Genomic DNA, 15,291 nt, shown 5'->3' with positions numbered 1-15,291 from the left:
TGAACAGAACAATTGCAGAAAGCTATGACGGAGGGCATACCATGGAGCAAGCACTGCCCATCAGCTTGGCAACAATGAAGCTAAGCCGCTCGTATACGGCTACGATGGAGAAAATTTTTCTCAAGGAATTTAAGCTGACGAAACCCCAGATGTTGTGCATTTCGGAAATATCCTACGGACCGAAAACGATCGGACAGATCACGGAAGCCATGCATCTTTCTTATAGCACCGTATCCGGAATCATCGATCGGCTGGAGCGGGACGGCTGGATTCGGCGCGTTCGCGACAAGGAGGATCGCCGTGTTACCTGGATTCAAAAAACGGAACAGCTGGAGCAAATCAAAGTGTCTTTGTTCGAACATCAGCAACGCTTCTACAGCTCTGTTCTGGAAGGGTTAGAGCCTGCAGAGCTGGATCGGATGCTGCAATCGTTACATCTTCTAAGCGAGAGATTGGAGAAGAAGGTTGCAGAAGAGAAGTAACTCTCTCTACTTTCATTTGGATGCGTTTTCTTGGAAAACAAAAAAAGCTGCCCGGAGACAGCTCTTCCATACCGCTTACAGCGTATTTTCAAGAAAAGTACGCACTAGGAGAAAAGGCAGTGCACCGATCGAAACCATCCCGAACAGCATACCTTTGACTATTTCTTTTACATGTGTCATGTGAACCAGCTCCTAGTAGATAGAATCTTTCATTCGTTTGCTATGGAATAATTGTACGAATTATCAGACAATTTGTCAAAGGAAATTTGTCCGAGTTGTGGCTACGGAAGTCCATTTATCTATCATATGTGTGATTAATGATACTAGTGGAAACGAATTAACGTAAATCGGATTTGGGGGGCGCAGGATGAAGGTTCGCAGACTTGGAACATCGGAGCTTCAGCTTAGTGTACTTGGTATGGGCTGCTGGCAATACGGGGGAGGGGATTATTGGGGAGCCCAAAGTCAAAAGGATGTAGATGAAGTAGTACATCATGCACTGGACCGGGGGATCAATTACTTCGACACGGCGGAAGTCTATAATAACGGTGAAAGTGAAATTTCGCTGGGCATCTCGCTTAAGGGGCGCAGGCACGAAGCGGTCATCGGAAGCAAAATCAATACGGCCAACGCAAGACCTGATTTGCTGCGAGAGGGCTGCGAGGCGAGTCTCAAGCGTTTACAGACCGACTATATCGACCTTTACATGCTGCATTGGCCGATTTCACCCTTATCGATTCAACACTTTTCCTCAAGCAGTGACTTGATTCAAAGTCCTCCTACGGTAGAGGAGGTTTTCTTTACCCTTCAGGAGCTGCAACGGGAGGGGAAAATCCGTTATATCGGGATCAGCAACCATGGTGTTGAGCAAATGATGGAGGTTCAAGCAACGGGGGTAGAGGTGGTTTCCAATGAGCTGCCTTATAATTTGATATCCCGTGCCATCGAAGAAACGATCCTGCCCTATTGTGTGAATCAAGGAATAGGCGTGATCGGATATATGCCCTTGCAGCAAGGTGTACTGACAGGGGAGCATAACGAGCTTTCGTCAGTGAAGCCTATGCAGGCGAGATCCAGGCATTTTCATCACAGTCGGGGAACAGGGAGCCGCCATGGAGAAGAAGGAGCCGAGGTCGAGATCCATAAAGTGCTGAACGAGGTTCGAATGATTGCCGCTGAGCTGAATGTAACGATGTCGGCCCTTTGTCTTGCCTGGGCTGTCGCTAACAGCGGGATTACAACAACGATCGTGGGCTCCCGCAATGCAGCTCAGCTGGAGCTGAATGCCGCTGCTGCGTCCTTGAAGCTGGAACGTGATGTGATGGATCGGTTGAATCGAATCAGCGAGCCGGTGCTTGCCAAGCTCGGAAGCAGTCCGGACTACTATGAGAATCGGTTTCACAATCGAATAAGATAGTTCGAGACAAGAAGCACTCCTTCGAATGCCGTTGGCTATTTGAGGAGTGCTTCCGCTTTTTCAACGTTCATGGTTTAAGTGAGTATATGACTTATTTATTCTTCCTTGGTTGGGAGAATGGGACGGTAGGAAACCGGGGACGTCAGGATAACGGACGTGTTCACGTAATTACTGTATTGCATTAGCCGATCCACAAGCACTCGAAGGCCATCCATGCCGTTTACGGCAGCCTTGATAACATAACCGATGTGTCCGGTTACCCGATGGCACTCCAGCACGTCCTGTTCCGCCACAATCATGTTCTCCCATTGTTTTGCAGGAATTTTTAAATCGCTGATTTGGATAAATAGCAGCGTATTCCTTCCGCAGGCTTCCGGCGATACACGCGCCGAGAATCCCACGATAACCCCTTTTTCCTGCAGGCGGTGCAGCCGCTCCGTGATACTCGGTCTGCTCAGCGACAGTTTCTTGGACAACTCGCTCACGGTAATGCGCGCATCTTCCTGCAAAATTTCCAACAACGAAATATCGATTTTGTCCATGCTCTTGCCCCTTGATTTCAATATGTAATAAATGCTAACAAAAAATATTCAAAATTTAAAGGACATCGTGATTTATACAATCGAAAATGCATGTAATTCTCATGATTCTTATTATAACATGTAAACAAACGCCGTCGGGGGATACGTACGTACTGAACACGCATATCCAAGATCGATAAGGCGTAGGAAATCTGTGCGGCATTCTTTAATCCGACCGCGCTGAAAGGGGAAGCTCATCATGAATCGTCCGTTATCCATCGCGGCAGGCTGCTTGCTCATTAGCCTTGGACTCATTGTGCTAAAGCATTCGGAGGTCGTCACGGGCGGAACGGCAGGACTGACGTTAACGCTCTCCTACATGTTCGAAATCCCGTTCGCTCTGTTGTTTTTCATCGTTAATCTTCCATTTTATTTCGTTGCGGTTATCCAGATGGGATGGAATTTCACGTTGTCCACGATGGTTTCCGTCATGCTGGTGACGCTTATGACCGCTGTCGATCGATGGCTGCCAGACTTTGTACTCAATATGTTTATTGGAACGTTGGTCGGTAGTATCCTTTGCGGCATTGGATTAACGACACTGCTCGTCAACCGCGCTTCATTAGGCGGGGTTAACATTATGGCTTTGTTTTTGCAAAAACGATATAAGATGAATCCGGGTACCGTAAACTTCGTATTTGATTCAAGCATTGTCATTCTCGGCTTTTATTCCGTAGGAGCGTTGCAAGGTGCACTGTCGATAGCTTCGGTATTCATCGTTTCGAGCATAATCGGTCTTTATAAGAAGAAAATATTTGCAGGAACCCAGCTTTCGGCAAATAAACCTAGTCAGACCGTTGTCGGTTAAAGAAAATGAAGAACCGGAGAACATTCAACCGATTTCGTACCACAGTCAGGGAGCAGATTGCCGCGGCAGCTGCTCCCTGCTCTTGATAAAACCTGCTTAACAAGACAACCGCAGCCGGCCGAAAGGCCGGTTTTTTCATGTGGGAGTGCCCCCAGGCACACATTTTTTTGCGGGTGAACTTAACATAGCAATTTATAAGAAATAGGCTGTGAATTCCAATGTTATCATCTTTATATACCAACAGTTCAAGGAGGCTTTGTATGATGTATAGAGATAGACTGATCGCAGAATTACGAGAGGAAGGAGCAATGACCAAGAAGGTTCTGGAGCGGGTACCGGCCGCCAAGCTTTCATGGAAGCCGCATGAGCGTTCTATGAGCTTAGGTCAGCTTGCTATGCATATTGCGGGCTTGCCTCATGGCATAGCCGAGCTGTTGAATGAGCGGGTACGTGAAATACCGGTCGTGCCTTTGCCGGAAGCGAGGGGAGTAGAGGAAATAATAGCCGCTCTGGACGAGAGTCTGAGCATTGCCGAAGCCAAGCTTGCTGCTTGGGGAGATGAGGGGCTCATGGAAAGGTGGAAGCTAACCAAGGATGGCATACCGCTCTTTGAAGTGCCTCGAATCGAGATGGTGCGAACGCTCATGTTGAATCATTGGTATCACCATCGGGGGCAGCTTACAATATACCTTCGCATGTTGGATGTTCCGCTGCCGGCCTTGTATGGTCCTACTGCTGACGAAAGCTGATTTAATCAAACGACTGAATTCCAGGTCACAATCCACTTACGTAAACAGAGTTATCGCAGGACGAGCGGACTGGAAATAGATTGACAATAACCGGCCCCGATGATATGGTTAGGACGTACAGAAGACATTCCGTCTATACAGCGGGGTGTCTTGTTGTATTTCTATGGATTTTTTACATTTAATGTATAAATTAAAGGAGGTGACTACAGATGATTCAAGTCAAAGAATTTATTGACACGGATTCGTCTTACGCAGAGGCTCGCGCGAATTTATTTCTAGCCGAATTGAAGGAAGAGCAGGTTGTCAACGTATGTTACGGCACCATCGTGAAGCCTGCGATTGGCGGAGCGGGCATTCAGCGAAGCTGCATCCTCGTTGTTTACAAGGTGGATAACAACTAACACCATTAGGTTAGCTTCTTATGAAAACGGGAGGGTGTCGGCCTTGAAATCGAAAACGGAAGCCTTCTTTCAACTGCTGTCCGTGATCTCTACGCTTATGATAGCGGCCCTTTTGCTTTATTTTATTTTACAACAAACGATTTTATAGAAAATGGAGGTTTTGTATATGGGGCAAGTGTCTCGAAGCTGGTGTTTTCTTATTTGGGGTGAAATCTACTATGAACCTTAGCAGCGCGTATGAGCTGCGGGAGAGGCTTACGAAGCAGCTCATCTTTTTTGACGAGCAAATGCCGTTGTTTCTTGCTTCCTACTACCCTGTCTACAATAGGGAAAAGACATTGATGGATAAAAGCGTTGAACAGTACGTTCAACTGTTGGAGCGGTTCCTTCAGCTGGACGACGCTTCGCTTACTCAAATTTTGAATCAAATTGCTCTCATCGGGAGCAGCGTCACCGTTCGTCATGATGACGGATCCCACGAGGTGTTTAAGGTCGTACTCCCTTCGGAAGTCGATCCGGACGATAATAAGGTGTCATTCTTCTCGCCGCTCGGCAACCAGCTGCTGTCTAAGGCCGAAGGGGAGACCGTCACGATTCAAACCTCCGCGGCTGAGTATCCTCTTCAAATCGTGGAAGTCAAATTTGAATAGAACCCATTGCGGGGAGAGGCTGCGGCGGCAGCTTCTCCCCGTTTTTCATGCGAACCGAGTCGTCAGCAGTAAAAAGTTGCCCACAAGCATATTCATTCCCCATGTTCCCCATAGCCGTTCTACCTTATAATACAAGGAAGACCCACAGCGGGGGTTGAACCTGTACAGACTTTCACGAGAGGTGCTGGAGTTATCTTATGAAGCAGCGCAGAGGGTGGTCCTTCCTTGTACAATGGATCTATTCGATTTCACTAAGACATAGAATCTGGTTTGCTTTCGTTATTCTGATCATATGCGGGCTGCTGTCCACGGGAAGTATAGCCTACTTGATTGCGGCCAAGGAAATTCAACGGAATGCCTTTCAGTCGAGTCAGGATACCGTGAACCAATCCGCCCAAATCGTTAACGAAAGGCTGAAAAATATCGGCATTGCCGTAAGGGCATTAATGTTTAGCGATGCATTCAAGAAGGTACTGACCGATGTGCAAAATGGAGACACCACGAGGTATTATCAATCGCTGACTTCGCTGCAGCCCGTATTCTCACAGGTCAAATTTAACGACATGATGATTGACAGTATTCTGATTGCTACACCCCACGGAGACTACTATCCTACCTCAAGTGTTCGTAGTGCGGATTATTCCTTCTACCGATCCGATATGTATCTGCAGTTCCAGCAGCAAAAACGGGGGTTTTGGAGCAAAGGTCATATCGATCCCTTCTTTACGGATAAAAAGCGAGTCATCTCGCTCGTTGTAGAGGGGGTCAATGATTTAGGTGACAAAGCAACCGGGGTTTTTGTCGTAGTGAACGTGAAAGAGGAGGACCTGCTGGAGCTCTTTATGCAAAATTTATCGCAGACGAATACTTCCTATTTGTTTATCGATGCGGAAGGCAGTGAGATTAGCTCGAAGGGTCTGGCGGGGCCGGGCTCCTGGATCGGGCAGCCGGAATTTGTCCGGCAGTTCACGGAACACATGACGGGTTCGTTTTTCTACAGCAACGATAATAAGGATTACCTGGTGAATTACGCCAGGCTCGATGTGAAAGAGGATTGGATGATCGTCGGCATACAATCCAAGGAAGAGCTGCTTGCTAGGCTCAATGGTATCAAGAGGGCCACCACCTATGTCATTATCGGCTTTGTTGTGCTGTCGCTCTTCATCTCAAACAGCTTGACACAGCTGCTGCTGAAGCCGTTATTTCGTCTTCAGAGGCTGATGAAGCGGGTCGAAGAGAACGATTTGGGGGTGCGGTTTGAGAGCGCCTACACGGACGAGGTTTCGCAAGTAGGCTTTCGCTTTAACCGGATGCTGGATGAGCTGAAGCAGCTGATCGAGGATGTGAAGACTCGTGAGCGGGACAAGCGCAAAGCCGAAATCAAAGCGTTGTCTGCACAGATGGATCCGCATTTTTTCTACAATACGCTAAATACGATTTATTGCAAATCGGTGCTGGGGGAGAACGAGGACGTCAACGAGATGATATTGGCTCTATCTCAGATGTTCCAGCTCAGCCTTAGCGGCGGCAGGGACATGATTACGATTCGGGAAGAGCTGGAGCATGTCCGGCAATATTTGGCGATCCAGCATAGGTCCTATGAAGAGCTGTTCGTATGCCGGATGGAAGCGGAGGAGGAGGTCATGGATTGTCTCGTCCCCAAGATTATGATTCAACCGCTGATTGAGAACAGCATTCTGCACGGGTTCCAGGACCGGTCCTCCGGCGGTGAAATTTTGCTGCAGGTACGTGCCAGCGAAGCCTGGCTTCACATTCTGGTGGAGGATAACGGACAGGGATTGGAGCCGGAGCAGCTGCTTCGGGAGATGGCCGCCCCGACTACCGCTAACAAAGGGTATGCCCTTCGCAACATATACCACCGTCTTCAGCTGTATTATGGAGAGCAGCAGCGCATGGAGATTAGCCGCACAGAGACGATGGGAGCTAGTATCGAGCTATGGCTGCCACGCTTTACAGGAGGAGAGAATACGTATGATCCGACCGCTTAAGCTGTTCATTGTGGATGATATCCGAAGTGTCGTCGATATGATTAGAAACAAAATTCCTTGGTCCGATCACGGGATCGAAGTCGCGGGAAGCGCCTTGAACGGGGAAGAGGCGTTGAAGCTGATCCGTGAAGCGCAGCCGGATATCGTCCTCACCGACATTCGTATGCCGAAAATGGACGGACTTGAGATGACCCGCCAAATCCTCGACATGCTCCCGAACAGCAAAATTATTATTTTGAGCGCCTATACCGATTTTGAATACGCCCAAAGGGCCATTCAGTATGGGGCCGTCGATTATATTAAGAAGCCTTTCTCCGTCGATCAAATTGTGAATGTCGTGAAGAAGGCGAAGGAGGTTTGGGAAACCGAGCAGCTGAATCGCTCGCATGTGCTCGAGCTTGAGCGGAAAATCAAGGAAAGCATGCCGGCGCTGCGGCAGGAGTACTTATCGTTATTGGTGCACCACCAAACCGAGGAGAAGGAGCTGCAGTCGTGGTGGGGCTTTCTGGATATGGAAAGCATCGCGCCTCCCTATGTCGTCATGACGATTCAGATTGATCAGTTTACCCGTAAACAGGGCGAATCCTCGGTGAAGGATCTGGAGCTGATTCGCTTTTCTCTGCAAAACATTGTAGAAGAAACGATACATGCTTATACCCAGGCCGTCATATTCAGAGAGGCGTTCAACCGTTATATCTGCATGATCCAAGCTCCTACGGAAGAGATGGCGGTGACGATAGCCGAAAGCTGCTGCAGGAATATTGCAGCGTATACGAAATTCACGATATCCATCGGTATCGGTTCCCTGGTTGCAACCGTGCGGGACCTTCCGCGAAGCTATCAGCAATCCTTAAGCGCGTTATCCTACCACTTTTACACCGGAGGGAACGGTGCCTTCAGCTATAAGGAAAGCACTCATGACGAGCAGGCCAGATGGGTGTATACGGAAGAAAGCGCGAGCGAGTTTTTGTTCGCCTTCCGGTCGGGGAACCGGGAGAGATGCATGGAGTGGGCGACCGAAGTATTTGATGAGATGGGGAAGGCGGTCGTCTTCTTCGAGCCTATTGTTGTCGAAGGGCTTCTGCAGGGGCTAGCGCTGCGGATGATGAGCATCCTTCTCGAGAAGTTCCCGCGGTCTCAGGTCGAGGACTTCGAACAGAAGCTGCATCAAGTGAAGCAAGAGGAACGTACGGCACTTCAGGAGTACCGGGATTGGTTTCTCCAGCTGTGCGAGATCGGCTGCCGCATCATTATGCAGGAACGGACCAGCGAGTCGCAGAAAATCATTTACCGCTCTGTGGAGTATATTCAGAATCATCTGCATCTTGATCTGACCTTGGAGCATTGCGCGAAGCAGGTCAACTTGAGCTGGGGTTATTATTCGAACTTATTCAAGAAGGTGATGGGCACGCCGTTCCAGCAATTCGTTACCCAAGCCAAAATGGAACGCGCCAAATCGATGCTCATCGAGGATTATCAGGTCCAGGAAATCGCTCAGCAATTAGGCTACGAACACAGGCGATATTTCAGTGAAGTTTTCAAGAAGCAGGTCGGGCAAACCCCGACGGAGTTTAAAGAAGCGTCCTTGGGCAAGTCCTCTCAGCCTTGAGGACTTGTTTTTTTCTCTTGCGGCGGAAAGAAAGTAGAAAAAGCTGCCCCTGAACGCGAGGCTGCCGCATTTGCGGAAGGAAGCCGATCTTTTATAGTAAGGATATAAGCGGTAAGGTGCTTAGACATACAAAAGGGAGGGCAACACATGATCAGAAAAATGGGATTCGTCACCGTAAGCAGCCTGCTGGCCGTAAGCTTGGCAGCCTGCAGCAGCACAACACCGCCGGCGGGAAAGCCGGGAGAGCAAGCCGGAGGCACTGTTTCGAAGGAGAAGAAGAAGCTGGTCTACTGGACAAATGACCGTCATGATATGGATTATATCAAGGGTGTCGTTCAAAAATTCAATGAATCGAATCAAGACAGCATTGAAGTGGAAATGGTCGTGAAAACAGAGGATTTCAATCAGGCTATCGACCTGGCCTTCGCCTCGGGACAAGCACCCGACATTATTCGGGTGAAGGAGAACACGATTCAGCCTTTCGTGCAAAAGGGCTATCTAAAGCCGATCGATACTTATGTAACCGAAGACATGAAGAAGAAGTTTCCGGTCATCGACGATTTCAACCGGCTTGACGGGAAGCTGTACAGTCTCCCTAACTACGGCTCCACTTTAAGACTTGTGTATAACAAAGATCTGTTCGCCAAAGCGGGCTTGACCGCACCGCCGAAAACACTCAAGGAAATGGTCGACTATGCCAAAAAAATTACAGCGGTGGGCAAGGCTAACGGCTCCTATGGCTTCGCCCAAAATTTCAAGAGCCCGGAGAGTGCATTGAATCGTTCGGCCAGAGTGATCGCAGAAGCCAGCGGCATAGGCGGGCTGGGGTATGATTTCAAAACGGCGAGATATGACTTCACAGGATTTAAAGAAATTATTCAGGCCTTCAAGCAGATGGTAGACGACGGAAGCACACTGCCGGGAATGGAGTCGCTCGATATCGATCCGCTTCGCGCCCAGTTTGCGGAAGGAAAAATCGGAATGTACATTTCCTTCTCCTCCGAGCCCGGCGTATATAAGAGCCAATTCCCTGCCAAGATCGATTGGGCTGCAGCTCCGGTCCCTACGATCGACGGTACGGTGAAGGGCGCCACATCCTTCCTTGGAGGACAATGGCTGTCGATCAGCAGCACGACCAAAAATCCCGACCTGGCATGGAAATTCATGCAGCATATGTACAATGACGATGTGTTGAAGACGTATCATGAGAACGGATTTGGCTTGTCGATGGTTCCGTCGATCTCTTCCGCAGCGAAGAAGCCGGATATCAAGGGCATCGAGGGCTTCCTGCCTAACGGTATGGACGGCACCTGGCCGCTGAACCCTCCGGTAACCGTAGAAGGAATAAAGAATACCGACGCCTTCTTTAAATACATGATCAGCGGCGGGAACCTGGACGAGATTATCGCCGATCTGAATAAGCGTTACAATGATGCGCTGGATAAGGCGATCGCCAAGGGCAGCGTTCAAGCGAAGCCGAATCCAAGCTTTGATCCGATGAAGCTGGTTTCGAAATAAGCGCAGCTGAGCAGAGAGTGGAGCTTACCCTCCACTCTCGTTTTCTTAAGACAGAACCGGCAGGGGGAATACGTATGGATAAGGCAAGTCGTATTGGTTTTTCATATGCGTTTATAGCGCCAAGCTTGCTGCTGACCCTGGTATTCGGAGTATATCCGATCCTATGGGCGATTCGCTTCATGTTCTATGAGTATAGAGGCTTCGGGGAGCCGACCTTTACCGGCTTGGATAATTTTCGGCGGCTTCTCGCCGATACGCAGTTTTGGGAATCGGTTGTCAACACGTTCATCTATGCAGGCGGTAAGCTGATTATTACGCTTCCTTTATGTTTAGTGCTTGCGGTGATCCTCAACGGCAAGCTGAAGGGCCGCAACCTGCTGCGAGCCGTTTATTTTATGCCGACGATTATTAGCTCGGCCGTTATGGCTGTCGTGTTCTTTATTATTTTTAACTCTTACAACGGCATCTTGAATCAATACTTGCTGAAGTTTCATATCATTTCCGAACGAATTGACTGGCTTGGACCTAAGCATGCCATGCTGACTACGATTTTGATTGCCGTGTGGGGTGCCGTCGGCAACTACATGCTCCTGTTTCTTGCCGGTCTTCAGAATATACCGAACGATGTGTACGAAAGCGCGTCTCTGGACGGAGCGTCCAAAGGGCAGCAGTTCTGGTACCTGACGCTCCCCATGCTGGGTCCGGTGCTGCAAATCGTCATCATGCTTGCCATCATCAATTCGCTGAAGGGCTATGAAAGCATCATGGTATTGACGGAGGGCGGACCCGTAGGGAAGACTGAGGTGATGTATCTGTATGTGTATAAGCTGTTCTTCCCAACCCCTTCCTCCGGCTCGATTACGGAGCAGCAGTTTGGCTACGGCAGTGCGGTAGGCTTTACGACAGCGGTCATTGTAGGTATCATCACACTCGCTTATCACCTCATGTCCCGCCGGTTAAATCAACTTCAATAAGGAGGACGCTATGAAGACAGAAGCATATGGAAGCAAAGCTTCTCTACCGGCCGTCCGGACCTTCTCTTTAGGGAGGGTGGGGGGCAGGCTGCTGCTTTGGAGCTTTTTGCTGATCACGGCATTACTGATCGTTTTTCCCGTACTCGTTACTATTCTCGGTTCGTTTATGTCCAATGCCGAACTAACCGTTGGCGGCAAAATGTTTCCTTCCTCCTGGCATGTGGAAAATTATGCGGAGGCATGGGTTCAGGCAAACTTCGCCCGGTTTTCCTGGAACAGCTTGTTCCTGAGCACGACAACAACGGTGGGCACGTTAATCGTGGCGTCCATGGCCGCTTACGTTGTTAACCGGATGACGTTTCCGGGCAAGGCCTTGTTCATTGCCATCCAAGCCTCCACGATGTTCATCTCGATAGGGGCCGTCGTCATCCGCCCTCAATATGAACTCATGATAAAGCTGAATCTGCATACAAGCTTATGGGGCGTTGTCCTAATCCTGATCAGCGGTCACGCATATATCTTTTTTATTCTGCTGAGCTTTCTTACCGGCATTTCGAAGGAATTGGATGAAGCGGCTCGGATCGACGGCTGTTCGGACTTCGGCATTTTCTGGAAAATCATTCTGCCGCTGCTGCGTCCGGGGCTTGGTGTGGGTGCGCTGTTTACCTTCTGCGGCGCCTGGAACGAATATTTGCGGCCGCTTGTGTTCACCTTAACGAACCCGAAGCTTCAAACGTTGACGGTCGGACTATCCTACCTCAGATATGGTTCATCGGCGGCTCTCCAAACACACTATATGCTGGCCGGCGCGTGCTTATCGATTTTGCCGCTGCTGATCGTATATGTGTTTGCGAATAAATCGTTTATGCAAATGACTGCAGGCTCGCTGAAGGGATAAGGGAACCGTAATGGATAACAGAAGAATAGAACGACTGAGATCCAATGCCGCCTCGCCGGGTTATGCCGAGGCAGTCGGCGCGCTTCGGAAGGAAGCGGACGAAGGAGCGAGGATCCCCTACCGGATCGGGGCAGAGGAATTCGGACAGTGGACCCATTATTATCACTGCCATGCTGACGGCAGCAGACTTGAGTTCGACTGGCGGCAGCCCGATGCGCACCGCTGCCCCGAGTGCGGCAAGCTTCAAACCGGCGAGCCCTATAACTCCGCTTGGACCTCGATTGCGAACAACCTGATCGGCCGCGCGGTTTATTACAACGGGCTCTTGTTTGCACTGGAGGAGAAGGAAGAGAGCTTCCGCACGGCAAGAGACTTTTTGCTATCCTATGCGGAGCATTATGCCGGCTATCCGATCCATGGGGATATTCCTTATAACGGGCCGGGTAAGCTGTATGCGCAGACGCTGGACGAGGCTCATTGGATTCTCGATTTGGCGGTTGGGTTCGATCTCATTCAGGCACACTTGCCGCGGGAAGAACGGGAGCGGATCGGCAGCGGCCTTTTCCAATCGTGCGCCCGGTTTCTCATCCTTCATAAAGAAAAGCAAATCCACAATCATGCGGTGCTCATCACTTCGGCCATTGCAGCCATTGGACTAGTGCTCAAGGATGACGCGCTTCTGCGTTCGGGACTGAACGGCGAATACGGTCTTCTGGATCAGCTCTCCCGCGGCTTGCTTGAAGATGGACTCTGGTATGAAGGAAATATCCAATATCACTTTTATGCATTTTCCGCCTTGCTTCATTATGCATTGCTGGCGGAAGGGACGCCATGGGATCTGTGGGCGCACCCTGCCATGAAACGTATGCTGGATTATCCCTTACCCTTCATCGGACCCGACGGACGAATGCCGACCTGGAATGATGCGGGACTTGGCCATGACATCGGCACGTACGCTCCCTATTATGAAATTGGCTTGGATCGATATGGGGACGAAATGTATCGCGCGCTGCTCCATACGGCCTACGGCACTGCATGGGCGGACCCCGGCATTCAAGGGCATCGTCCGGTCCGCAGAGATTCCGTTTATGCCCTGCTGTACGGAACGGAGCTTCACCCCTTATCAGGGAATCAGCGTATGCTCTCGGAAGCTGCCCAATCGGTGCACTCCTTCCCTGCAAGCGGAGTGACCAAGCTGGTGAATAAGCACGGCTGGCAGGTCATCCTCAGGCACAGCACCTTCGGGGGGGAGCATGACCATATGGATAGGCTGGGCTTCTCCGCAATGTGTCATGAGGTCCCCTTGCTGACGGATCCGGGGACCACCTCTTACGGCGTGCCTGCTCATTACGGCTGGTTTAAGCACACCTTCTCGCACAATACGATCAGTATCGGCGGAGCCGATCAGCCTCCTCGTGATGGGCACCTCGTGCAGCTAGTGGAGACGTCTTGGGGCGTATGGGCGGAAACGGCCGTGGATTGGCTGGGAGACGACTATCGGATGAAGGGCAGCATCCTGCTTCCACCGGAGCTCTGTCCTTGGGATACCGACATGTATCAAGGAGTTCAAGTGCGCCGGATCATCGTCCTGGCAAAGGATCATATGCTGGACGCGGTTCTAGTTCATGTTCCCGAGCCTAAAGAGGTCTATCTGATGAATCATGTGAGCGGCTCGCTGATTACGCTGGAAGGGGAAGCGTGGGAAAAGACCGATGAAAGACTTGGCCGATTGGATCCATCGTGGCTTCAAGACAAGCGAAGGCTTACTTCGGGCAGTAAGCCCGTGCTTCGCTATTCCATGGGGAAAGGACGGATGACACAAGTATTCTGGTGTTCGCAGCCGTCCGAGGTATTTACCGCGCTCACGCCCGACAATCCTCCAAGCGCGAGCCGTACTTCTTTGTTTCAGAAGGTGCGCGCGGAAGGCAGTGTGATGTTCTTACAAGCCTTTGCCTATGACGGGGGAGACGGAGGCGGGGAGCTTGAAGTGACGGAGCTTCAAGCAAGCGAAGCAAAAGTGGAGCTTACGATCGGGGGAGGCTCACACAGCTATACCGTAAGCTGGAATCCGGAAAAGGCTTGGGTAGACTATATCGAAACATAAGGGTGCGGTTCCCGGCATTCACCAATCCCGACCTGGGCGAGTATCCTATGGGTGGATGCTATTTTATTATTCATGGGGGAATCGTCGTGGGATACTATGTTTCGGTAGAGCCCGGGGTGAATCTATATGTGGAGGATGTCAACCCGAGAGGCAGCAAGACCATTGTGTTTCTGCACGGCTGGCCATTAAGCCATAAGCAGTTTGAGTATCAGTTCGATATACTTCCCGCTAGGGGATATCGGTGCATCGGCATTGACTGGAGAGGCTTCGGGAACTCCGATAAGCCGATGCACGGCTACACCTACGACCGTCTGGCAGACGATGTCAGGGCAGTAGTCGCCGCGCTGCAATTGAATGACTTTACCCTTGCGGGGCATTCGACGGGCGGCGGCATTGCCATCCGGTATATGTCGCGGTATGGCGGTTATGGAGTATCCAAGCTGGTGCTGATTGACGCCGCGGCTCCCACAGGATTTACCCCTGAAACGGCCCGTCAGCTGCTTACGGAAGCTTTAAACGACCGGCCCAAGATGATGAGGACGGTGACCGAAACCTTTTTCTTTCAATATATTACCGCCCCGTTCTCCGATTGGTTTATCCAAATGGGCCTGCAGGCGGCGGGCTGGTCGACGGCGGCGATCATCACGATGCTGAGGGACGAGAGCCTTGAAGCGGATCTTCCGTATATCAGAGTTCCCACATTAATCGTTCACGGGATTCACGATAAAGTCATTCCTTTTGCGCAGGCCCAGGATGTCCAGCAAAAGGTGAGGAATTCGCAGCTGGTTCCGTTCCACTACAGCGGACATGGTCCCTTCTGGGAGGAGCGGGACAGGTTTAACCGGTTATTAATACAGTTTATAGGCTAGCCGTATTCTATTGCGGCAGATGATAGCCTAACAGGTCGTAAGGGCATTCCTTACGGCCTATTCGCATTTTCCATCGTTGTCGAATGAACTTCTTAAAAGACTGCACATCAAGCTTAAAAAACCGTATTCTCTTGTTTTTTGGGGTATGTTAGTCTTAGTACACAAAGAAGAAACGGCACGGGCATACGGTGCTGATTCTTCCGGACTAGTTCCTTGAATGAT

14 protein-coding genes are annotated in these 15,291 nt (G+C 50.3%); 13 read left to right on the top strand and 1 reads right to left on the bottom strand.

The features are described 5' to 3' along the window. Positions 1-41: 41 nt before the first annotated feature. Both QMO62_RS09775 and QMO62_RS09770 read left to right on the top strand, forming a co-directional pair. Positions 42-482 carry a MarR family winged helix-turn-helix transcriptional regulator gene (locus tag QMO62_RS09775; protein WP_284640711.1) on the top strand — a complete coding sequence of 147 codons (441 nt, stop codon included), beginning with the start codon at positions 42-44 and terminating at the stop codon, positions 480-482. Positions 483-849: 367 nt separating this feature from the next. Then, positions 850-1,899, top strand: coding sequence for an aldo/keto reductase (locus tag QMO62_RS09770; RefSeq protein ID WP_284640710.1), 1,050 nt, complete (start codon positions 850-852; stop codon positions 1,897-1,899). 95 nt (positions 1,900-1,994) lie between these two features. On the opposite strand, the gene QMO62_RS09765 is transcribed toward QMO62_RS09770, so the two are convergent. Beyond that, complete coding sequence (locus QMO62_RS09765) at positions 1,995-2,441, bottom strand: Lrp/AsnC family transcriptional regulator (protein WP_284640709.1); 447 nt, start codon at positions 2,439-2,441, stop codon at positions 1,995-1,997. A 238-nt stretch (positions 2,442-2,679) separates the two neighbouring features. Between QMO62_RS09765 and QMO62_RS09760 the strand changes: the two genes are divergently transcribed. The 11 genes from QMO62_RS09760 (at position 2,680) to QMO62_RS09710 (ending at position 15,069) form a co-directional block, all read left to right on the top strand. Further along, on the top strand, positions 2,680-3,288 hold the full coding sequence (locus QMO62_RS09760) for a YitT family protein (protein ID WP_284640708.1): 609 nt from the start codon (positions 2,680-2,682) through the stop codon (positions 3,286-3,288). Between the two features lie 260 nt (positions 3,289-3,548). Beyond that, positions 3,549-4,037 (top strand): DinB family protein, encoded by a 489-nt coding sequence (locus tag QMO62_RS09755; protein WP_284640706.1) that lies wholly within the window; start codon positions 3,549-3,551, stop codon positions 4,035-4,037. 209 nt (positions 4,038-4,246) lie between these two features. Next, the gene (locus QMO62_RS09750) at positions 4,247-4,438 is read left to right on the top strand and encodes a hypothetical protein (RefSeq protein WP_284640704.1); all 192 of its coding nucleotides are present in this window, start codon (positions 4,247-4,249) and stop codon (positions 4,436-4,438) included. A 218-nt stretch (positions 4,439-4,656) separates the two neighbouring features. Continuing rightward, the gene (locus QMO62_RS09745) at positions 4,657-5,088 is read left to right on the top strand and encodes a GreA/GreB family elongation factor (RefSeq protein WP_284640702.1); all 432 of its coding nucleotides are present in this window, start codon (positions 4,657-4,659) and stop codon (positions 5,086-5,088) included. A 197-nt stretch (positions 5,089-5,285) separates the two neighbouring features. Further along, the gene (locus tag QMO62_RS09740) at positions 5,286-7,097 is read left to right on the top strand and encodes a cache domain-containing sensor histidine kinase (RefSeq protein WP_284640700.1); all 1,812 of its coding nucleotides are present in this window, start codon (positions 5,286-5,288) and stop codon (positions 7,095-7,097) included. After that, positions 7,081-8,706: a response regulator gene (locus QMO62_RS09735; protein ID WP_284640699.1), complete on the top strand. Its 1,626-nt coding sequence runs from the start codon at positions 7,081-7,083 to the stop codon at positions 8,704-8,706. The genes QMO62_RS09740 and QMO62_RS09735 overlap by 17 nt, the downstream gene beginning before the upstream one ends. 147 nt (positions 8,707-8,853) lie before the next feature. Then, positions 8,854-10,224 (top strand): ABC transporter substrate-binding protein, encoded by a 1,371-nt coding sequence (locus QMO62_RS09730; RefSeq protein WP_284640697.1) that lies wholly within the window; start codon positions 8,854-8,856, stop codon positions 10,222-10,224. A 74-nt stretch (positions 10,225-10,298) separates the two neighbouring features. Beyond that, the gene (locus tag QMO62_RS09725; RefSeq protein WP_284640695.1) at positions 10,299-11,198 is read left to right on the top strand and encodes a carbohydrate ABC transporter permease; all 900 of its coding nucleotides are present in this window, start codon (positions 10,299-10,301) and stop codon (positions 11,196-11,198) included. A 10-nt stretch (positions 11,199-11,208) separates the two neighbouring features. Next, complete coding sequence (locus QMO62_RS09720) at positions 11,209-12,096, top strand: carbohydrate ABC transporter permease (protein ID WP_284640693.1); 888 nt, start codon at positions 11,209-11,211, stop codon at positions 12,094-12,096. Between the two features lie 10 nt (positions 12,097-12,106). Then, positions 12,107-14,200: a heparinase II/III domain-containing protein gene (locus QMO62_RS09715; RefSeq protein WP_284640691.1), complete on the top strand. Its 2,094-nt coding sequence runs from the start codon at positions 12,107-12,109 to the stop codon at positions 14,198-14,200. 86 nt (positions 14,201-14,286) lie between these two features. Then, complete coding sequence (locus QMO62_RS09710; RefSeq protein ID WP_284640690.1) at positions 14,287-15,069, top strand: alpha/beta fold hydrolase; 783 nt, start codon at positions 14,287-14,289, stop codon at positions 15,067-15,069. Positions 15,070-15,291: the final 222 nt, after the last annotated feature.

The organism is Paenibacillus silviterrae, assembly GCF_030167925.1.
Lineage (GTDB): Bacteria > Bacillota > Bacilli > Paenibacillales > NBRC-103111 > Paenibacillus_G > Paenibacillus_G silviterrae.
Note: the sequence above shows the minus strand (reverse complement) of the source record. Positions and strands in the feature narration are given on the sequence as shown.

Coding starts and splice junctions, on each gene's coding strand:
- QMO62_RS09765 (WP_284640709.1), bottom strand. CDS start 2,441: ATGGACAAAATCGATATTTCGTTGTTGGAAATTTTGCAGGAAGATGCG.
- QMO62_RS09725 (WP_284640695.1), top strand. CDS start 10,299: ATGGATAAGGCAAGTCGTATTGGTTTTTCATATGCGTTTATAGCGCCA.
- QMO62_RS09720 (WP_284640693.1), top strand. CDS start 11,209: ATGAAGACAGAAGCATATGGAAGCAAAGCTTCTCTACCGGCCGTCCGG.
- QMO62_RS09730 (WP_284640697.1), top strand. CDS start 8,854: ATGATCAGAAAAATGGGATTCGTCACCGTAAGCAGCCTGCTGGCCGTA.
- QMO62_RS09735 (WP_284640699.1), top strand. CDS start 7,081: ATGATCCGACCGCTTAAGCTGTTCATTGTGGATGATATCCGAAGTGTC.
- QMO62_RS09750 (WP_284640704.1), top strand. CDS start 4,247: ATGATTCAAGTCAAAGAATTTATTGACACGGATTCGTCTTACGCAGAG.
- QMO62_RS09775 (WP_284640711.1), top strand. CDS start 42: ATGGAGCAAGCACTGCCCATCAGCTTGGCAACAATGAAGCTAAGCCGC.
- QMO62_RS09745 (WP_284640702.1), top strand. CDS start 4,657: ATGAACCTTAGCAGCGCGTATGAGCTGCGGGAGAGGCTTACGAAGCAG.
- QMO62_RS09760 (WP_284640708.1), top strand. CDS start 2,680: ATGAATCGTCCGTTATCCATCGCGGCAGGCTGCTTGCTCATTAGCCTT.
- QMO62_RS09715 (WP_284640691.1), top strand. CDS start 12,107: ATGGATAACAGAAGAATAGAACGACTGAGATCCAATGCCGCCTCGCCG.
- QMO62_RS09740 (WP_284640700.1), top strand. CDS start 5,286: ATGAAGCAGCGCAGAGGGTGGTCCTTCCTTGTACAATGGATCTATTCG.
- QMO62_RS09770 (WP_284640710.1), top strand. CDS start 850: ATGAAGGTTCGCAGACTTGGAACATCGGAGCTTCAGCTTAGTGTACTT.
- QMO62_RS09755 (WP_284640706.1), top strand. CDS start 3,549: ATGATGTATAGAGATAGACTGATCGCAGAATTACGAGAGGAAGGAGCA.